General features: G+C 71.6%; 18 protein-coding genes. 14 read left to right on the plus strand and 4 right to left on the minus strand.

Features of this window, described 5'->3' with window-relative positions:
• Window positions 1–16: 16 nt before the first annotated feature.
• The gene (locus tag ABZ434_RS10910; RefSeq protein WP_359134076.1) at window positions 17–1,003 is read right to left on the minus strand and encodes an SAM-dependent methyltransferase; all 987 of its coding nucleotides are present in this window, start codon (window positions 1,001–1,003) and stop codon (window positions 17–19) included.
• A gap of 96 nt (window positions 1,004–1,099) precedes the next feature.
• On the opposite strand from ABZ434_RS10910, the gene ABZ434_RS10915 reads away from it, so the two are divergent.
• The 3 genes from ABZ434_RS10915 (at window position 1,100) to ABZ434_RS10925 (ending at window position 3,739) form a co-directional block, all read left to right on the plus strand.
• The gene (locus ABZ434_RS10915) at window positions 1,100–2,314 is read left to right on the plus strand and encodes a sensor histidine kinase (RefSeq protein ID WP_359134077.1); all 1,215 of its coding nucleotides are present in this window, start codon (window positions 1,100–1,102) and stop codon (window positions 2,312–2,314) included.
• 138 nt (window positions 2,315–2,452) lie between these two features.
• Window positions 2,453–3,127 carry a response regulator transcription factor gene (locus ABZ434_RS10920; protein WP_359134079.1) on the plus strand — a complete coding sequence of 225 codons (675 nt, stop codon included), beginning with the start codon at window positions 2,453–2,455 and terminating at the stop codon, window positions 3,125–3,127.
• Window positions 3,128–3,130: 3 nt separating this feature from the next.
• On the plus strand, window positions 3,131–3,739 hold the full coding sequence (locus ABZ434_RS10925) for an AAA family ATPase (RefSeq protein WP_359134082.1): 609 nt from the start codon (window positions 3,131–3,133) through the stop codon (window positions 3,737–3,739).
• A gap of 23 nt (window positions 3,740–3,762) precedes the next feature.
• Here ABZ434_RS10925 and ABZ434_RS10930 read toward each other — a convergent pair whose 3' ends face one another.
• Together ABZ434_RS10930 and ABZ434_RS10935 are read right to left on the minus strand one after the other, a co-directional pair.
• A complete protein-coding gene (locus ABZ434_RS10930) occupies window positions 3,763–4,881 on the minus strand; it encodes a DUF5937 family protein (protein WP_359134085.1) in 1,119 nt (372 codons plus the stop codon).
• A gap of 171 nt (window positions 4,882–5,052) precedes the next feature.
• Window positions 5,053–6,270: a beta-eliminating lyase-related protein gene (locus tag ABZ434_RS10935; RefSeq protein ID WP_359134087.1), complete on the minus strand. Its 1,218-nt coding sequence runs from the start codon at window positions 6,268–6,270 to the stop codon at window positions 5,053–5,055.
• Window positions 6,271–6,458: 188 nt separating this feature from the next.
• Between ABZ434_RS10935 and ABZ434_RS10940 the strand changes: the two genes are divergently transcribed.
• From ABZ434_RS10940 to ABZ434_RS10985, 10 genes are all read left to right on the plus strand, one after another.
• On the plus strand, window positions 6,459–7,403 hold the full coding sequence (locus tag ABZ434_RS10940) for a DUF2520 domain-containing protein (RefSeq protein WP_359134089.1): 945 nt from the start codon (window positions 6,459–6,461) through the stop codon (window positions 7,401–7,403).
• Window positions 7,403–8,419: a pantoate--beta-alanine ligase gene (gene panC / locus ABZ434_RS10945; RefSeq protein WP_359134092.1), complete on the plus strand. Its 1,017-nt coding sequence runs from the start codon at window positions 7,403–7,405 to the stop codon at window positions 8,417–8,419. Before ABZ434_RS10940 ends, panC begins: the two co-directional genes overlap by 1 nt.
• Window positions 8,416–10,152, plus strand: coding sequence for an L-aspartate oxidase (locus ABZ434_RS10950; protein WP_359134094.1), 1,737 nt, complete (start codon window positions 8,416–8,418; stop codon window positions 10,150–10,152). Before panC ends, ABZ434_RS10950 begins: the two co-directional genes overlap by 4 nt.
• A 2-nt stretch (window positions 10,153–10,154) precedes the next feature.
• Window positions 10,155–11,198 carry a carboxylating nicotinate-nucleotide diphosphorylase gene (nadC, locus tag ABZ434_RS10955; protein ID WP_359134097.1) on the plus strand — a complete coding sequence of 348 codons (1,044 nt, stop codon included), beginning with the start codon at window positions 10,155–10,157 and terminating at the stop codon, window positions 11,196–11,198.
• Window positions 11,198–11,995, plus strand: a complete 798-nt coding sequence (locus ABZ434_RS10960) for a type III pantothenate kinase (protein ID WP_359080572.1) — start codon at window positions 11,198–11,200, stop codon at window positions 11,993–11,995. The genes nadC and ABZ434_RS10960 overlap by 1 nt, the downstream gene beginning before the upstream one ends.
• Window positions 11,996–12,144: 149 nt before the next feature.
• The gene (locus ABZ434_RS10965) at window positions 12,145–12,720 is read left to right on the plus strand and encodes a hypothetical protein (RefSeq protein ID WP_359134194.1); all 576 of its coding nucleotides are present in this window, start codon (window positions 12,145–12,147) and stop codon (window positions 12,718–12,720) included.
• A 42-nt stretch (window positions 12,721–12,762) separates the two neighbouring features.
• Entirely contained in the window at window positions 12,763–12,942 is a 180-nt protein-coding gene (locus tag ABZ434_RS10970; protein ID WP_359134099.1) for a hypothetical protein, read from the plus strand.
• A 113-nt stretch (window positions 12,943–13,055) separates the two neighbouring features.
• The gene (locus tag ABZ434_RS10975) at window positions 13,056–13,529 is read left to right on the plus strand and encodes a BlaI/MecI/CopY family transcriptional regulator (protein WP_359134102.1); all 474 of its coding nucleotides are present in this window, start codon (window positions 13,056–13,058) and stop codon (window positions 13,527–13,529) included.
• A gap of 9 nt (window positions 13,530–13,538) precedes the next feature.
• On the plus strand, window positions 13,539–14,096 hold the full coding sequence (locus ABZ434_RS10980; protein ID WP_350997980.1) for an amino-acid N-acetyltransferase: 558 nt from the start codon (window positions 13,539–13,541) through the stop codon (window positions 14,094–14,096).
• A gap of 145 nt (window positions 14,097–14,241) precedes the next feature.
• Window positions 14,242–14,577, plus strand: coding sequence for an Lsr2 family protein (locus tag ABZ434_RS10985; protein WP_359134104.1), 336 nt, complete (start codon window positions 14,242–14,244; stop codon window positions 14,575–14,577).
• Here ABZ434_RS10985 and ABZ434_RS10990 read toward each other — a convergent pair.
• Window positions 14,556–15,176 (minus strand): SCO3374 family protein, encoded by a 621-nt coding sequence (locus ABZ434_RS10990; protein WP_359134107.1) that lies wholly within the window; start codon window positions 15,174–15,176, stop codon window positions 14,556–14,558. The genes ABZ434_RS10985 and ABZ434_RS10990 overlap by 22 nt on opposite strands.
• Window positions 15,177–15,618: 442 nt before the next feature.
• Between ABZ434_RS10990 and ABZ434_RS10995 the strand changes: the two genes are divergently transcribed.
• The gene (locus tag ABZ434_RS10995; RefSeq protein ID WP_148020025.1) at window positions 15,619–18,147 is read left to right on the plus strand and encodes an ATP-dependent Clp protease ATP-binding subunit; all 2,529 of its coding nucleotides are present in this window, start codon (window positions 15,619–15,621) and stop codon (window positions 18,145–18,147) included.
• Window positions 18,148–18,337 lie beyond the last annotated feature (190 nt).

The following is an 18,337-nucleotide window of genomic DNA, read 5'->3' on the forward strand; positions in this document are numbered from 1 at the left end:
CCCCGTACCCCGCTCCTCAATCACCGGAGGGGCTCGGCACGCGCTGCGTCAGCCACCCGAAGTCGCCCAGGCCGCCCCGGGCCGTCAGCTCCGCCGCCTCGCCCGCCGCGGCCAGCGCCCGTACGTAGCCGACCGGGTCGCTCGACGCGACGGACAGCGGCGGGCGCCCGCCGACGACACCCAGGTCATGCAGCGCCTCGCGCTGGGTACGGATCTCCGCTCCCGGCCCGCCCGCCGCCGCGCACGCGTCCAGCGCCACGTGCGAGGTGAGGTCGCAGCTGCCGTCCGGCACGGGTCGCACCTCCCGCCCCGCCCGGAACCCGGTCAGCGTGCCGAACGGCGGCCGCTCCTCCCGTACGTGCATGTAGTCCACCGCCACCGCGAGGCCGCCGGACAGCCTGGCCACCGCACCCGCCCACGCCTCGTCGCGCGGGCGGCCGATCTCGGCCCTGCTGCCCGGTCCGGCCGGCGGCCACCAGCGGCGCAGCCATTGGGCGTCGGCCCCGCTCACCGGTTCACCGAGCCGCTCCGCGCCGTCCGCCGGCCGCACCAGGACGTACCGTCGTGTGCCGTCCGCATCCGTCTCGGCCACCGGCACCGGCACGTTGTCCAGCCATTCGTTGGCGAACAGCAGCCCGCGCACGCCCTGCGGCAAACCTGCGCACCACTGGATCCGCGGGTCCAGGCCGGGCGGACGGGCGGCGAGCTCCACGGCGTACGCCCGTACCGCGAGACCGTCGCCGCCCTCGGCAGGCAGCGCCGCGAGAACCTCCGTCAACAGCTCGCCGCGCCCCGCCCCCAGATCCACCAGGTCGACGCACGACGTCCTCAGTTCCGCGGCCGTCCTGATCAGCAGCCGGGCCACGGCTGCCGCGAACAGCGGGGAGGCGTGCACCGAGGTGCGGAAATGTCCCGCGGGCCCCTCGGGGCTCCGGTAGAACCCCCCGTCCCCGTACAAAGCGGTCTCGGCCGCCTCCTGCCACCCACGCCACTCATCCGTCACGTTCCCAAGTCTCCACCTTGGGGAGTACGGTCTCCGGACCTGGATCGGCCCTTCGGCTGACCCATGCACCCTTTGCCTTTCCCTACGCTGGGTTACGTGCAGCGCCTCTACGATTTCATCCGCAGACACCCGACGGGCGTCGACAGCTTCTGGGCTGTCTTCCTCCTCGGGCTCTCCGGCATGACGATCGTGGTCGGCGGCGTCGGCCAGGGCGGCCGCGCGGCGCGCATCGCCATAGTGCCGATCGTCATCGGACTCTGCACCGTCGTCGCGCTGCGGCGGCGCGCGCCCGAGAAGATGCTGCTGCTCGCCATCGTGACGGGCGTGGCGCAGCTGGTGTTCGGGGTCAGACCGACCGCCGCGAACTTCGCGATGCTGGTGATCACCTTCACCGTGGCCACCGTCGGCGAACGCTGGGCGTCCCGGCTCGCCCTGGTCTGCAGCCTGTGCGCGGCGGGTCTCTCGCAGCTCCGCTGGCCGGAGCGGCAGGAAGTGCCGCGCAGCTGGGTGGAGTCGGGGTTCGTCGTCATCGTGATGACGGTGCCGTTCGTCCTGGCCTGGGTGCTGGGCGACTCGATGCGGACCCGGCGGGCCTACTTCGACCAGCTCGAGGAGCGTGCCGCCAGGCTGGAGCGGGAGCGCGAGGCCCAGTCCAAGGTGGCGGTGGCGGCCGAGCGGGCCCGTATCGCCCGCGAGCTCCATGACGTCGTCGCGCACAACGTCTCCGTGATGGTGGTGCAGGCGGACGGAGCCGCCTACGTGATGGATGCGGCCCCCGACCAGGCACGGCAGGCGCTGGAGACCATCTCAGGCACCGGCCGGCAGGCGCTCGCCGAGATGCGGCGGCTGCTGGGCGTGCTGCGCACGGGCGACACCCCGGAGACGGGGGAGTACGTCCCGCAGCCCGATGTCGAGCAGATCGAGGACCTGATCGAGCAGGTCAGGGCGGCCGGTCTGGCCGTCGACTTCAGGATCGAGGGCACCCCGCGCTCGCTGCCCAGCGGAGTGGAGCTGACGGCGTACCGCATCGTGCAGGAGGCCCTGACCAACACGCGCAAGCACGGCGGCCCGAACGCCGGGGCCAGTGTGCGGCTGGTCTACTTCGACGACGGGCTCGGCCTGCTGGTGGAGGACGACGGCCGGGGCGCGGCGCACGAGCTGTACGAGGACGGCGGCGCCGACGGCGCGGGCCACGGCATGATCGGTATGCGCGAACGGGTCGGCATGGTCGGCGGCACACTGGACGCCGGACCGCGTCCGGGCGGCGGATTCCGGATCAGCGCGCTGCTGCCGCTCAAGGCCGCGAACTAGGCCCGCGGGCCAGGGGCTCTCGCTTGGACCGGGCCGGATCAGGGAGCGGGGCCCGGCGCGTGCACGATCCGTCACGGCGGCCCCAGGGTCTGTCGTGACGCCGAACCGACCGCAGTACGAACAGGAGACAGGGACCCCATGGCGATCCGCGTGATGCTCGTCGACGACCAGGCGCTGCTGCGCACCGGCTTCCGGATGGTGCTCGCCGCGCAGCCGGACATGGAGGTCGTCGCCGAGGCGGGCGACGGCGCGGAAGCCATCGAGCACCTCCGCTCGACCGCAGTCGACGTGGTGCTGATGGACGTGCGCATGCCCCGTCTGGACGGAGTCGAGGCCACCCGCCGCATCTGCGCGCAGCCCGATGCGCCCAAGGTGCTCATCCTGACCACGTTCGACCTCGACGAGTACGCCTTCTCGGGGCTGAAGGCAGGTGCCAGCGGCTTCATGCTCAAGGACGTGCCGCCGGGCGAACTGCTCGCCGCGATCCGTTCCGTGCACAGCGGCGACGCCGTCGTCGCCCCGTCCACCACCCGCCGGCTGCTCGACCGCTTCTCCCCGATGCTGCCCAGCGGTACGGCCGAGCCGCAGCACAAGGACGTCGCCAAGCTCACCGAACGCGAGCGCGAGGTGATGCTGTTGGTCGCCCAGGGGCTGTCGAACGGCGAGATCGCGGGGCGGCTGGTGCTCTCCGAGGCGACCGTGAAGACGCATGTCGGCCGGATCCTGACCAAGCTGGGCCTGCGCGACCGGGTGCAGGTCGTGGTCCTCGCCTACGAGACCGGGCTGGTGCGGGCCGGGGGCGGGGCGGGCTGAGCGGTGGGCGCACTGGTGTGGGTCAACGGCCCGTTCGGGGGCGGCAAGACGCAGACCTCCTACGAGCTCCGGCGGCGCCTGCCCGGCAGCGTGGTCTGTGATCCGGAGCGCGTCGGCTTCGGGTTGCACCGGATGCTTCCGCCCGCGCTGCGCGGTGACTTCCAGGATCTGCCGGCCTGGCGGCAGGGGGTGCACGACATGCTGGCTCTCGCCCTGAGCGGGCATCCCGGCACGGTCATCGCCCCGATGACCCTGGTCGACCCCGGCTACTTCGCGGAGATCGTCGGGCGGCTGCGCGAGGACGGGCGGACGGTGCACCACTTCACCCTGCTCGCCGACCGCGCGACGGTGCTGGACCGGCTGCGCGAACGCGGCCTGGGGCGCGGGCTCAAGCGGGAGAGCTTCGCCGTGGCGAAACTGGACCACTGCCTGGAGCGGCTGGAGGATCCGGAGTTCGCCGAGCACATCCGTACCGACCGGCTGACGGTTCCCCAGGTCGCCGACCGGATCGCCGCATCGGCGGGACTCACGCTGCTGCCGGACACGGACAGTGCGCTGCGGCACCGGGTGCGGCGGGCCTGGACGGGGATCCGGCACATCCGTTTCGACTGAGGGGCCCGGCACCGCCCGGCCCCTCAGCGCAGGATCCCCTCCAGGAAGTCGCTGCCGAGCCGTGCCACCACGGTCAGGTCCAGCTGGTGCAGTACGTACCGGCCGCGGCGCCTCGTCGTGACCAGGCCCGCCTTCTTGAGCACGGTGAGATGGCGGGAGACCTCGGGAGCGGTGATGCCGTTCGTGTCGGCGAGCTCCCCGGTCGTGTACGGCGAGCGGGCGATGTTGCGGCACAGCCGCATGCGCATCGGGTTGGCCAGCGCCTCCATCCGCAGCTGGAGCAGCTCGACGGAGGCGGGCGAGGGCAGATCGGGCCGGTGCACCGGGTAGTGGATCACCGGCCGCCAGCCGGGGGCGTGCAGCACCATCAGGTGCGGCCAGCCGAAACTCGTGGGGATGAGCGTGAGCCCGCTGCCGACGGCCGGGTCGGTGGCAGTGGTCGAGCCCTCGGACAGCTTGTCGACGCTGATCCGGTTTCCGCCCTCGTCGACCGAGAGGGCGGGGGAGACCGCCCTGATCGCCTCGTCGAGCCCCTTGTGCCGCAACAGATCCGTCTTGTGCCGCGCGTCGGCCACCAGCTGGACCTGTACCCGCCGCCAGGTGTCCGCGAAGAACGCCTGGTCGCAGTCCTCGAACAGGCGCCGGATCCAGCGGCGTACGGCGCCGGGGTCGGCCAGCAGCCGCTGGGTGAACTCGACCTGCTGCGGGCCGCGTGCCGCCGCCACGTCCAGGGCCCGGGCGCGCATGCCGGCGTCGCGGAGCGGGGAGGCCGCGCCGGTCCCGTAGAGGTGGGCGCAGGTGAACTCCAGGGCCGCCGCGACGAACGTCTCGTCGTCCAGTCGGTCCAGGATGTCCAGGTCCTCGGCGAGGCAGGTGCCCGTCCTGCCGTCGCCGCCGCGGACCCCGGCGAACGGCATGAAGATGTCGGAGAAGACGTTGCGCCACAGGAAGTCGGCCTCGTGCAGCCGGTCGGCGAGATCCGGTTCCAGGGCCGTGGTGGTGGCCGTCGCCCAGCCGTGCAGTCCGGGGTGGTGCCCGGGCTCCGCGAGCGCGTGCAGGGCGACCCCCAGCTCGACGAGGGGAGAGGTCTCGAAGACGATGCGCTCGGGGTCGAGGCCTGCGATGTCGATGGTTACGCTCACCCGTCCATGGTGCGGGTTCGCGGCTGCGGTCCGGCACCGGATTGACGTCCGGCGTCAATCCGGGCGGGCGCACGCCGGCCCGGCCGAGCGCCGGCGTGCCTCACCAGTGGGGGCGCACGCCGACCGGGCGGACGTCGGTCGAGGCGCGCTCGCCCGCCCGGTCCGCCCGCCTCACTTCTGCTGCGCCAGCCGCCGGAGGAATTCACCCAGCGCGGTCCTCACATCCGCCGCCGTCCACTCCAGTCCCGCCTCCGACACCGTGACCTCCGTGAACGAGACTCCGGGCGGGCCCGCGGCGGCCGGGTGCCACAGGCGGAAGAGGGCCACGCCCGTCTCCTCGGCCTGGCGCACGGACACCTCCTCCAGGACGTCGGCGGGGTAGGGCAGCCACACCTGGAACTGGTGCGTGTGCGGTGGTTCCGGATGCACCCGGAACCACCCGGCACCCGCCTCCGCGAACCCTTCGGCCAGCGCCGCGGCCACCACCTTCGCCTGCGCCACGTACGACGGCAGCTTCGGCAGCTCCCGGTCCAGGCCGATCAGCGCGGCGAGTGCCGCCGGGAACTGCTGGAAGAGCTGACCGCCGTACCGGTGCCGCCAGGTGCGGGCCTCCTCGACCAGCGAGGCGGAACCGGCGAGTGCCGCCCCGCTGATCCCCCCGAGGGTCTTGTAGAACGACACGTACACACTGTCCGCGAGCGCCGCGATCTCCGGCAGTTCCCGTCCGAAGCGGGAGACGCACTCCCACAGCCGCGCCCCGTCGAAGTGCACCACCGCATCGCGCTCGCGGGCCGCCGCAACCACGGCCTCCAGCTCCTCCCACGTGGGCAGGACGAAGCCCGCGTCGCGCAGCGGCAGCTCGAGCATCAGGGTGCCGAACGGCTCCGCGAAGTCGCGGACCTCGTCGGCCGTGGGCAGCCGTGGCTCGGTCGTCGGGTAGACCGTACGCAGCCCGCTGACCGCGGACAGGGCGCCGCGCTCGTGCACCTCGGGGTGGGCGAGCGGATGCAGGGCCACCGTCGGGTTGCCGGTGCGCCCGGCCCAGCAGCGCAGCGCGACCTGCTGTGCCATCGTCCCGGTCGGGAAGAACGCGGCGGCCTCGGTGCCCAGCAGCCCGGCGATCCGCTGCTCCAGGTCCGCGACGATGCCGTTGCCGTAGAGGTCGGCGGGCCGGTCGAGAGCGGTGACGGTGGGCGCGCCCGCGGTCAGCGACGCCAGCTGCTCGCCGAGCGAGCGGTCGGTCGGCATCCGGGCCAGGACCCGCTCGGCCTGCCGGTACGCGGTGATGCGGCGCAGCCGCCGCGCATCACCGTCCTCGTCCCCGTGTCCACCCGGGGTCCGCGGCCCGTCCGTCGCCTCGTCGCGCACCTGCTCGTTCGTGTCTGCCATGGGACGATCATCACGCAGAACGCAGTCCCTGCCCACAGGGTGGGAACGCACCCCGGCCCCGCCGGTGTCGACGCGGCCGGGGCTGTCCACAGCCTGTGGACAGCCGGGGGCGCGGGCGGAGCGCTGGCGTAGCATGCAGAGGAATCGTCCGGTACCCCCCGCGGACTGGAACGGAAGGCCACCGCCGCGTGAATGCAACCACCCCTCAGGAGCCCCTCGACGCGAGGGACCGCCCCGCCCGGCTCACCGTCGGTGTCGTCGGCGCGGGCCGCGTCGGCCCCGCCCTGGCCGCGTCCCTGGCACTCGCCGGGCACCGGCCGGTCGCCGTGTCAGGCGTCTCCGACGCCTCGGTGCGCCGCGCCGCCACCCTGCTTCCCGACGTCCCCCTGGTGCCGCCCGCCGAGGTCCTCGCGCGCGCGGAGCTGGTCCTGCTGACGGTCCCCGACGACGCCCTGCCGGGGCTCGTCGAGGGCCTCGCCGAGACCGGTGCGGTCCGTCCGGGCCAGCTGATCGTCCACACCTCCGGGCGGTACGGGACGAAGGTGCTGGATCCCGCGCTGCGGGCCGGCGCGCTGCCCCTGGCCCTGCACCCGGCGATGACGTTCACCGGCACCTCCGTGGACGTCCAGCGACTGGCAGGCTGTTCCTTCGGGGTGACCGCCCCCGAGCAGCTGCGGCTCGCCGCCGAGGCCCTGGTCATCGAGATGGGCGGCGAGCCCGAGTGGATCGCCGAGGAGTCGCGCCCGCTCTACCACGCGGCTCTCGCCCTCGGCGCGAACCACCTGGTCACCCTGGTCGCCCAGTCGATGGAGCTGCTGCGCACGGCAGGGGTCACCGCCCCCGACCGGATGCTCGGCCCGCTGCTCGGCGCCGCCCTGGACAACGCCCTGCGCTCCGGCGACGCGGCCCTGACCGGCCCGGTCGCCCGGGGGGATGCGGGCACGGTCGCCGCGCACATCGGTGAACTGCGTGCCCATGCCCCGCAGACGGTGGCCGGATACGTCGCGATGGCCCGCGCCACCGCCGACCGCGCGCTCGCCCACGGCATGCTCAAGCCGGAGCTCGCCGAGGACCTGCTCGGCGTCCTCGCCGACGGCTCGGGCAGTGCCGGTTCCGGACCGGAGGAGTCCTGATGACCGCATCCGCCGCCACCCTGCTCCGTACCGCCGCCGAGCTGGCGGGGTACGCCCCCGAGGGCGACCGGGCGGAGCGGGCCGTCGTCATGACGATGGGCGCCCTGCACGAGGGCCACGCCTCCCTGATCCAAACCGCCCGTGCGGTTGTCGGACCGGCCGGCCAGGTCGTCGTCACCGTCTTCGTCAACCCGCTCCAGTTCGGGGAGGCGGCCGACCTCGACCGCTACCCGCGCACCCTGGACGCCGATCTCGCCGTGGCCGGCGCGGCGGGCGCCGACGTGGTCTTCGCGCCGTCCGTCGACGAGGTCTACCCCGGTGGCGAACCCCAGGTGCGGATCTCCGCGGGCCCGATGGGCGAGCGGCTCGAAGGAGCCTCGCGCCCCGGGCACTTCGACGGCATGCTCACCGTCGTCGCCAAGCTGCTCCACCTCACCCGCCCCGACATCGCGTTCTTCGGACAGAAGGACGCCCAGCAGCTTGCACTGATCCGCCGCATGGTGCGCGATCTGAACTTCCCCGTGGAGATCGTCGGCGTGGAGACGGCCCGGGAGCCCGACGGCCTCGCGCTCTCCAGCCGCAACCGCTTCCTCGACCCGCACGAGCGCCACACCGCGCTCGCCCTGTCCCGGGCCCTGTTCGCGGCCCGTGACCGGCTCGCCGCCCAGCAGGCCCTGCACGCCCGTGCGCAGACGGCGGGCGCGACGGAGGGCCGGGCCGCCGGACTGACCCGGCTCGGCGAGGCCAGGCTGGCGGCCGACGCCCAGGCCGTCGCCCGGGCCAGGCCGGACGGTGGCCCCGCAGCCGTGCGCGCGGCAGCCCGCGCGGTCCTGGACGACGCCGAGGCCGCACAGCCCCCGCTCGCGCTCGACTACCTGGCGCTGGTGGACCCGGCGGACTTCACCGAGATCCCCGACGACCGCACCGCCGGCGACGCGATCCTCGCCGTCGCCGCCCGGGTGGGCACCACCCGCCTGATCGACAACATCCCGCTGACCTTCGGAGCCCCCGCGTGACCGGAATACGGCTGACCGCCCCCGCCCCCGGCTGGTCCATCGACGCCGACGTCGTGGTCGTCGGCTCCGGCGTGGCCGGTCTCACCACCGCGTTGCGCTGCGCCGCCGCCGGCCTCGCCACCGTCGTCGTCACCAAGGCCCGCCTCGACGACGGTTCCACCCGCTGGGCGCAGGGCGGCATCGCGGCCGCGCTCGGCGAGGGCGACACCCCCGAACAGCACCTGGACGACACCCTGGTCGCCGGTGCCGGACTCTGCGACGAGGCCGCGGTCCGCACCCTCGTCACCGAGGGCCCCGACGCCGTACGCCGGCTGATCGGCACCGGCGCCCACTTCGACACCGCGGACGACGGCACCATCGCGCTGACCCGTGAGGGCGGCCACCACCGCCGCCGCATCGCCCACGCGGGCGGCGACGCGACGGGCGCGGAAATCTCCCGGGCCCTGGTCGAAGCTGTACGCGAGGCCGCCCTGCACACCGTCGAGAACGCCCTCGTACTCGACCTGCTCACCGATGCCGAAGGCCGTACCGCGGGCGTCACCCTGCACGTCATGGGCGAGGGCCAGCACGACGGCGTCGGCGCGGTCAACGCCCCCGCGGTGATCCTGGCGACCGGCGGCATGGGCCAGGTCTTCTCCGCCACCACCAACCCGCCGGTCGCCACCGGCGACGGCGTGGCACTCGCGCTGCGGGCCGGTGCGGAGGTCTCGGACCTGGAGTTCGTCCAGTTCCACCCCACGGTCCTCTTCCTCGGCTCCGGCTCGGAGGGTCAGCAGCCGCTCGTGTCGGAAGCGGTGCGGGGCGAGGGCGCCCATCTCGTCGACGCGTCCGGTACGCGGTTCATGCTCGGGCAGCACGAACTGGCGGAGCTGGCCCCGCGCGACATCGTCGCCAAGGCCATCACCCGCCAGATGCAGCTGCACGGCACCGATCACATGTACCTCGACGCCCGCCACTTCGGCGCCGAGATGTGGGAGCAGCGCTTCCCCACCGTCCTGGCTGCCTGCCGTGCCCACGGCATCGACCCGGTCACCGAGCCGATCCCGATCGCCCCGGCCGCGCACCACGCCTCCGGCGGCATCCGCACCGACCTGCGGGGACGTACGACCGTCCCCGGCCTGTACGCCTGTGGTGAGGCCGCCTGCACCGGAGTGCACGGCGCGAACCGCCTGGCGTCCAACTCGCTCCTCGAAGGCCTCGTCTTCGCCGAGCGCATCGCGGCCGACATCGTCGCCGAACGGCCCCGGGCGGGTGCCGGCACCCTCGCCGCCCGCCCCCAGCCCTCCCCGCTGCTGCCCCCCGAGTCCCGGAGCACGATCCAGCGCATCATGACCCGCGGCGCCGGTGTCCTGCGCTCCGCCGACAGCCTCGCCAGGGCCGCCGACGAGCTGGAGGACCTGCACCGCAGCGCGTTCCTGAAGGCCGGGGCCGCCGAGCCGAAGGACGCCGTGCCCGGGGTGGAGGCCTGGGAGGCCACCAACCTGCTCCTGGTCTCCCGGGTCCTGGTCGCCGCCGCCCGCAGCCGCGAGGAGACCCGCGGCTGCCACTGGCGCGAGGACCGGCCCGAGCGCGACGACGAGAACTGGCGCCGCCACCTCGTCGTCCGGCTCACCCCCGACCGGCAGCTCGTCCTCCGTCGGACGGATACCGAGGCGTTCGGGCCCGTACAGCCGTCCGGGGCAGCAGACTGCGCAGCAACAGGCATCACCCACCCCACTCCCGAGGAGCCGTAACCGTGAGCACGCCCGAAGAGAATCCGCGCCCCACACCCGTGGACGTACCGCTGATCCAGATCGGCGCGCCCGCACCTGCCGCGGGCGGCTGCGGCGACGGCTGCGGCTGCGGCGGGGAGGACGGCTACGAGCTGGACGACCTGGAGTGCGGCCTGGACCCCGCCCTCGCCCAGCTCCTGGCGGACGCGGGTCTGGACCCGGTCACCGTCGAGGACGTCGCGCACGTCGCCATCGAGGAGGACCTCGACGGCGGGGTCGACGTCACCACCGTCGCCACCGTGGCCGAGGACGTCGTGGCCACCGGCGACTTCACCGCCCGTGAGGCGGGCGTCGTGGCCGGTCTGCGAGTAGCCGAGGCTGTGCTCTCCATCGTCTGTACGGACGACTTCGAGGTCGAGCGGCACGTGGAGGACGGCGACCGCGTCGCCCCCGGCCAGAAGCTGCTGACCGTCACCACCCGCACCCGTGACCTGCTCACCGGCGAGCGCAGCGCGCTCAACCTGATGTGCAGGCTCTCCGGCATCGCCACCGCCACCCGCGCGTGGGCCGACGAGCTGGAGGGCACGAAGGCCCAGGTCCGCGACACCCGCAAGACGACTCCGGGCCTGCGCGCCCTGGAGAAGTACGCGGTGCGCTGCGGCGGCGGGGTCAACCACCGCATGTCGCTGTCCGACGCCGCACTGGTCAAGGACAACCACGTGATCGCGGCGGGCGGGGTCGCCGAGGCGTTCAAGCGGGTCAGGGCGGAGTTCCCCGACGTGCCCATCGAGGTCGAGGTCGACACGATGGAGCAGGTCACCGAGGTCCTGGACGCCGGTGCCGATCTGATCCTTCTGGACAACTTCACCCCCTCGCAGACCGCCGAGGCCGTCGAGCTGGTCGGTGGCCGCGCGGTCCTGGAGTCCTCGGGCCGGCTGTCCCTCGCCTCCGCCCGCGCCTACGCGGAAGCCGGCGTGGACTACCTGGCGGTCGGCGCGCTGACCCACTCCTCGCCGATCCTCGACATCGGCCTGGACTTCCGTGACACCGACGGGGCCGGCGTCTGATGCTGCTCACCATCGACGTCGGAAACACCCACACGGTCCTCGGACTGTTCGACGGTGAGGAGATCGTCGAGCACTGGCGCATCTCCACCGACTCCCGCCGCACCGCGGACGAGCTCGCGGTACTGCTCCAGGGCCTGATGGGCATGCATCCGCTGCTGGGAATGGAGCTGGGCGACGGCATCGAGGGCATCGCGATCTGCTCCACCGTCCCGGCCGTCCTGCACGAGCTGCGCGAGGTGACCCGCCGCTACTACGGCGACGTCCCCGCCGTCCTCGTCGAGCCGGGCATCAAGACCGGCGTGCCGATCCTGATGGACAACCCGAAGGAGGTCGGCGCGGACCGCATCATCAACGCGGTCGCCGCCGTCGACCTGTACGGCGGCCCGGCGATCGTCGTCGACTTCGGCACGGCCACCACCTTCGACGCGGTCTCCGCCCGGGGTGAGTACACCGGCGGTGTCATCGCGCCCGGTATCGAGATCTCGGTCGAGGCACTCGGCGTCAAGGGCGCCCAGCTGCGCAAGATCGAGCTGGCCCGGCCGCGCAGCGTGATCGGGAAGAACACCGTCGAGGCCATGCAGGCGGGCATCATCTACGGCTTCGCCGGCCAGGTCGACGGGGTCGTGGGACGCATGAAGAAGGAACTGGCCGCCGACCCCGACGACGTCACGGTCATCGCGACGGGCGGCCTTGCTCCGATGGTGCTGGGTGAGTCCTCCGTCATCGACGAGCACGAGCCCTGGCTCACGCTGATCGGGCTGCGCCTGGTGTACGAGCGCAACGTGTCGCGTCTCTAGGGACACCCGGCACACACGGCCCTGACCGGCGGTTCGGCCGCGCGGCGGCTCCCGGGAGCCGCCGCGCCGTCGACGGCCAGTTAAACGGATTTTGTCCATTTAGCACGTATTGTCGCGCTATGCCCACGCCCTACGGATCACGCGGCGGTATGGCGTTCAGCGCGGACGAGCTGCGAGTGCTCCGCCGTGCCCTCGCCATCGCCCTCCACCCCGCGCCCCTGCCCGACGAGGACGTCCAGGACTGCCTGCGGCTAGCGGGCGCCGTCGACGAAGCGGTCGGTGAGGCGGGACGGCTGCGCGCCTTCCTCCACGCCGACCTCGTCCGCTACCGGAACGCCCTCCCCGGCTCACTCAGCGGCTACCTGGAGCGCCTCCAGGACGCCCTGGCGGCCGGGTACGACCCCCGCCCGGAGGATCTGGCCGCCCTGCGCGCCCTGCGCGGCGGGCCGGTCGCCGCGGCGCTGCTGGAGCGCTGTCAGGTGCTCGCCGAGCGGTCGGTGCGGGCCCGTCTCGCCGGGCGCGCGGTCTCCGCGGCGGCGCCCGCGCCGCGCAGCCGGCTGCTCGCGCTGCCGGGCGGCCGTGCCGCGGAGCCCGAGAAGCCGAAGGTCCCGGCGGATCCGCCCCGTCCGGCCGCGCCGTCCGAACGCCCGGCGCCGAAGCCCTCCGAGGTCTTCCCGCCCCGCCGTCGCCCGGCCCCGCCCCCGCAGCAACGCGCCGTGGGGTAGGGCGCCTCGGCGGGCGCGGCCGGCCTCGCTACTCTGGACGGCATGGACTACGTATCCGCGCTTGTGCCCCCCGTGGTGATGGCCGCCTTCTTCATCGGCCTGGTCGTGACGATCGTCAAGAGCCAGGGCGGGCCGAACAAGGCCAAGGAGGACGCCGCCGTGGACGCCGCGATCACTCGCGCGGAAGCGGCGCAGCGGACGCCGCACGCCGACGGGGTCTGACCTCCCGGTACCGCGCACCACACGTACGAAGGGCGTACGGCTCCTGAGAGTCGTACGCCCTTTTGTTGTGTAAATAACCGGCCATTCCAGACATCTGGCACTAAGGTGACGCTGTGCCCCGTCAATTGGGAGAGCTGGAAGACGCCGTGATGACGCGGGTCTGGCAATGGAACCGACCGGTAACTGTCCGGGAAGTCCTTGAAGACCTTCAGCAGGAGCGGTCCATCGCCTACACCACCGTCATGACGGTTATGGACAATCTCCATCAGAAGGGCTGGGTCCGCCGGGAAGTGGACGGCCGCGCATATCGATATACGGCGGTCTCCACCCGGGCCGCGTACTCGGCCGCACTGATGAACGAAGCCTGGTCGCAGAGCGACAACCCCGCCGCCGCGCTGGTCGCGTTCTTCGGCATGATGTCCGCCGAGCAGCACGATGCCCTCCGGGACGCGATGCGGATCGTTCTGCCCACACTTCCCGAGGGCGCCGTTCCGGCAGTGGGTGAAGCAGTCGGTGAAGCGGCCGGTGAAGCGGCCGGTGAAGACGCCGAAGCGGCCGATGGCGCGGAGCCCGACGCCGGGCGATAGCGTCTGCGTATGTCCTCAGAGCTTCCGCATACCGATTTCCAGACCGATCCGTCGGTTATAAACGTGGCCATCACCGTCCGCCGTGCGAGGACGAGCGATGTGGCCTCGGTCCGGCGTCTCCTCGACGGCTACGTACGAGAAGGCATCCTGCTCGACAAAGCGACGGTCACGCTTTACGAGGACATCCAGGAGTTCTGGATCGCCGAACGCGACGAGGACGCCCGGGTCATCGGCTGCGGGGCACTGCATGTCATGTGGGAAGACCTGGCCGAAGTGCGCACTCTCGCGGTCGATCACAGCATCAAGGGCGCCGGAGTCGGGCACCAAGTACTGGACAAGTTGTTGCAGACCGCCCGCTGGCTCGGTGTGCGACGGGTTTTCTGTCTCACCTTCGAAGTGGACTTCTTCGCGAAGCACGGCTTCGTGGAGATCGGAGAGACGCCGGTCGACGGAGATGTCTACAGCGAGCTGCTGCGTTCCTATGACGAGGGAGTCGCGGAGTTCCTCGGTCTCGAACGAGTGAAGCCGAACACCTTGGGCAACAGCCGGATGCTTCTGCACCTGTGACCGTCGGAAGAAGCCCGATCCCTATGTCCGAATCGCGCACGTTTCCCGTCTTCTTGTGCTCCTGAACCTCTCCCGGGGGTTTGTGTTTTCCGGTGAAAAGCGGTTTCCTTTCCGCGTACTCCATTTTCGATGAAAGGAAATCCCGGTGGCACAGAAGGTTCAGGTCCTTCTTGTTGACGACCTCGACGGTGGCGAGGCGGACGAGACCGTGACGTTCGCTCTCGATGGCAAGACGTACGAGATTGACCTCACCACGAGCAACGCGGACAAGCTCCGGTCCCTTCTGGAGCCGTACGCGAAGAGCGGCCGGCGCACCGGTGGCCGTGCGGCGTCCGGTCGCGGCAAGGGCCGTGCCGTTCCCGGCGGCAACAAGGACACCGCCGAGATCCGTAAGTGGGCGCGCGAGAACGGCCACAATGTGAATGACCGCGGCCGTGTTCCCGCGGAGATCCGCGAGGCCTACGAGAAGGCCAACGGCTGAGCAGCCGATTCTCCGGGGAGCATCCCAGTCCGGGCACGCGTCAGCCGGGCCCGGTGGCATTCCGTCGCCACGGCGTCCACGAGCCGGATGAGATCGGGAGCATCCCCACCCCTGCTCCCGAAGCCGGAGAGGGCCGGGAACACCGGCTCCCCCTCCCGCCCGTGCGGCGGACAGGGGGGCCGCAGCCATACGGCGGTCCCCGGCGGACCGGGCCGGCCCGGCGGCGGTGGTGCGGTGATCCGTCCGCCCGCCCCGAGAGCGGTCAGGTCGAGGGCGACCCCGCCCCACTCCAGCCAGTCGAGCAGTCCCGGTAGCTCGTCGGCACTCCCCGGTGCCACCAGCAGGCTCATCCGCCGGCCCGTCAGGGCCACGGGACCGGTCCGGCCCACCCGTCGCAGCGCCGCCTGACCGGCGGCGGCAGGGACGACGAGCGCGTCGAACCGCAGCCCGGTCAGCAGCCGCACCGGCGCGCTGCCGGCCGTCGTCCAGCCGAGCTCCTGCTCGTACCACCGGGCACACGTGCCCTGTGGGGCACCGTCGGCACGGCCGTCCCGCTCTGCGGGGAGCGCTGTGCGGGGAGGCGGGACGGTGAGGGTCATGAAGGAAGAACTCCCGATCCGCGCCTGGAGTTACGCAGAGTCCTGGACCGAACGCATAGTGTGTCCGGGTTGGGGGCGTACGGGCGCATTCGGGAGTACGAAGATGTTCGCCCGTAGCGGAGGGAACCCGCGTACGCCGCATGGACTGTCTGTAATTGCGGGTAAGACATCCCTAGTGGGGAGGGGCGACACGCAAGCCACGGACGTCTCACGTTCGCCATCGGCGTACTGGCGATAGGGGTATCTGCCTGGCCTGCGGGAACATCGTCTCGCACCATCGGGTTGGAGGAGTTGTCGGCGTTCGGGGCAGGAGATCCCCCCGGGAAGCAGGGCCGGGTGTCGGCAGTTGAAATGAGCGGTCCCCGCTTGCGGGACTAAGCTGCGGAAGGACAGGGAGGGGACCGACCCCTTACTGCCTGACCGCTCTGAGGAGCGATTAACGATGTTCGAGAGGTTCACCGACCGCGCGCGGCGGGTTGTCGTCCTGGCTCAGGAAGAAGCCCGGATGCTCAACCACAACTACATCGGCACCGAGCACATCCTCCTGGGCCTGATCCACGAGGGTGAGGGTGTCGCCGCTAAGGCCCTGGAGAGCCTCGGGATTTCGCTCGAGGCGGTCCGCCAGCAGGTGGAGGAGATCATCGGTCAGGGCCAGCAGGCCCCGTCCGGGCACATCCCCTTCACACCCCGAGCCAAGAAGGTCCTGGAGCTGTCGCTCCGCGAGGCCCTTCAGCTCGGCCACAACTACATCGGCACCGAGCACATCCTGCTCGGCCTGATCCGCGAGGGCGAGGGCGTTGCCGCCCAGGTCCTCGTGAAGCTGGGCGCCGACCTGAACCGGGTGCGTCAGCAGGTCATCCAGCTGCTGTCCGGCTACTCGGGCGGCAAGGAGGCGGCCACAGCGGGCGGCCCCGCGGAGGGCACGCCCTCCACGTCCCTGGTGCTCGACCAGTTCGGCCGGAACCTCACCCAGGCCGCTCGTGAATCCAAGCTCGACCCGGTCATCGGGCGCGAGAAGGAGATCGAGCGGGTCATGCAGGTGCTGTCCCGCCGTACGAAGAACAACCCGGTCCTCATCGGCGAGCCCGGCGTCGGCAAGACGGCGGTCGTCGAGGGCCTGGCGCAGGCCATCGTCAAGGGCGAGGTGCCCGAGACCCTCAAGGACAAGCACCTCTACACCCTGGACCTCGGTGCGCTGGTCGCCGGTTCCCGCTACCGCGGTGACTTCGAGGAGCGCCTGAAGAAGGTGCTCAAGGAGATCCGCACCCGCGGCGACATCATCCTGTTCATCGACGAGCTCCACACCCTGGTGGGTGCGGGTGCCGCCGAGGGCGCGATCGACGCGGCGAGCATCCTCAAGCCGATGCTGGCGCGAGGCGAGCTGCAGACCATCGGTGCCACCACGCTCGACGAGTACCGCAAGCACCTGGAGAAGGACGCCGCTCTCGAGCGCCGCTTCCAGCCCATCCAGGTCGCGGAGCCGTCGCTGCCGCACACCATCGAGATCCTCAAGGGTCTGCGCGACCGCTACGAGGCCCACCACCGCGTGTCCATCACGGACGAGGCGCTGGTCCAGGCCGCGACGCTGGCCGACCGCTACATCTCGGACCGCTTCCTGCCGGACAAGGCGATCGACCTGATCGACGAGGCCGGCTCCCGGATGCGTATCCGCCGGATGACCGCGCCGCCGGACCTCCGCGAGTTCGACGAGAAGATCGCGGGCGTGCGCCGCGACAAGGAGTCGGCCATCGACTCCCAGGACTTCGAGAAGGCGGCGTCTCTCCGTGACAAGGAGAAGCAGCTGCTGGCGGCGAAGGCCAAGCGCGAGAAGGAGTGGAAGGCCGGCGACATGGACGTCGTGGCCGAGGTCGACGGCGAGCTCATCGCCGAGGTCCTCGCCACCGCCACCGGCATCCCGGTCTTCAAGCTGACGGAGGAGGAGTCCTCCCGTCTGCTGCGCATGGAGGACGAGCTCCACAAGCGCGTCATCGGGCAGAAGGACGCCATCAAGGCCCTCTCGCAGGCGATCCGCCGTACGCGAGCCGGCCTGAAGGACCCGAAGCGCCCGGGTGGCTCGTTCATCTTCGCCGGCCCGTCCGGTGTCGGTAAGACCGAGCTGTCCAAGACGCTCGCCGAGTTCCTCTTCGGCGACGAGGACGCGCTGATCGCCCTCGACATGTCGGAGTTCAGCGAGAAGCACACCGTTTCCCGCCTCTTCGGCTCGCCTCCCGGCTACGTGGGGTACGAGGAGGGCGGCCAGCTCACCGAGAAGGTGCGCCGCAAGCCGTTCTCCGTCGTCCTCTTCGACGAGGTGGAGAAGGCCCACCCCGACATCTTCAACTCCCTGCTCCAGATCCTGGAGGACGGTCGCCTGACCGACTCCCAGGGCCGGGTCGTGGACTTCAAGAACACGGTCATCATCATGACGACCAACCTCGGGACCCGGGACATCTCCAAGGGCTTCAACCTGGGCTTCGCCGCCCAGGGCGACGTGAAGACGAACTACGAGCGGATGAAGACGAAGGTCAACGAAGAGCTCAAGCAGCACTTCCGGCCCGAGTTCCTCAACCGTGTCGACGACACGGTCGTCTTCCACCAGCTCACCGAGGAAGACATCATCCAGATCGTCGACCTCATGCTCGCCAAGGTGGACGAGCGTCTGCGGGACCGCGACATGGGTATCGAGCTGAGCCCGGCCGCCAAGTCCCTGCTGGCGAAGAAGGGCTACGACCCCGTGATGGGCGCCCGGCCGCTGCGCCGGACGATCCAGCGCGAGATCGAGGACATCCTCTCCGAGAAGATCCTCTTCGGTGAGCTGCGCCCCGGTCACATCGTGGTCGTCGGCACCGAGGGTGAGGGTGACGAGCAGAAGTTCACCTTCCGTGGCGAGGAGAAGTCGGCTCTGCCCGACGTCCCCCCGATCGAGCAGGCGGCAGGCGGCGCCGGCCCGAACATGACGAAGGAAGCGTGACAGGCGCCTAGCGCCCGAGCGTACGAAGGGGCGGCCCCGAACCGGTTCACACCGGTTCGGGGCCGCCCCTTTGCTGTTGCGTACACCGTGACGGGCATGTCACAGGGATGTCCCGGTCGGATCCGTGCCGCCTGGCGGCAGGAAATCGCTGGTTAGTCTGGCCTCGCTCCGGACGCTTCGTCCGGGCTCG

Source organism: Streptomyces sp. NPDC005761, from assembly GCF_040630635.1.
Lineage (GTDB): Bacteria > Actinomycetota > Actinomycetes > Streptomycetales > Streptomycetaceae > Streptomyces.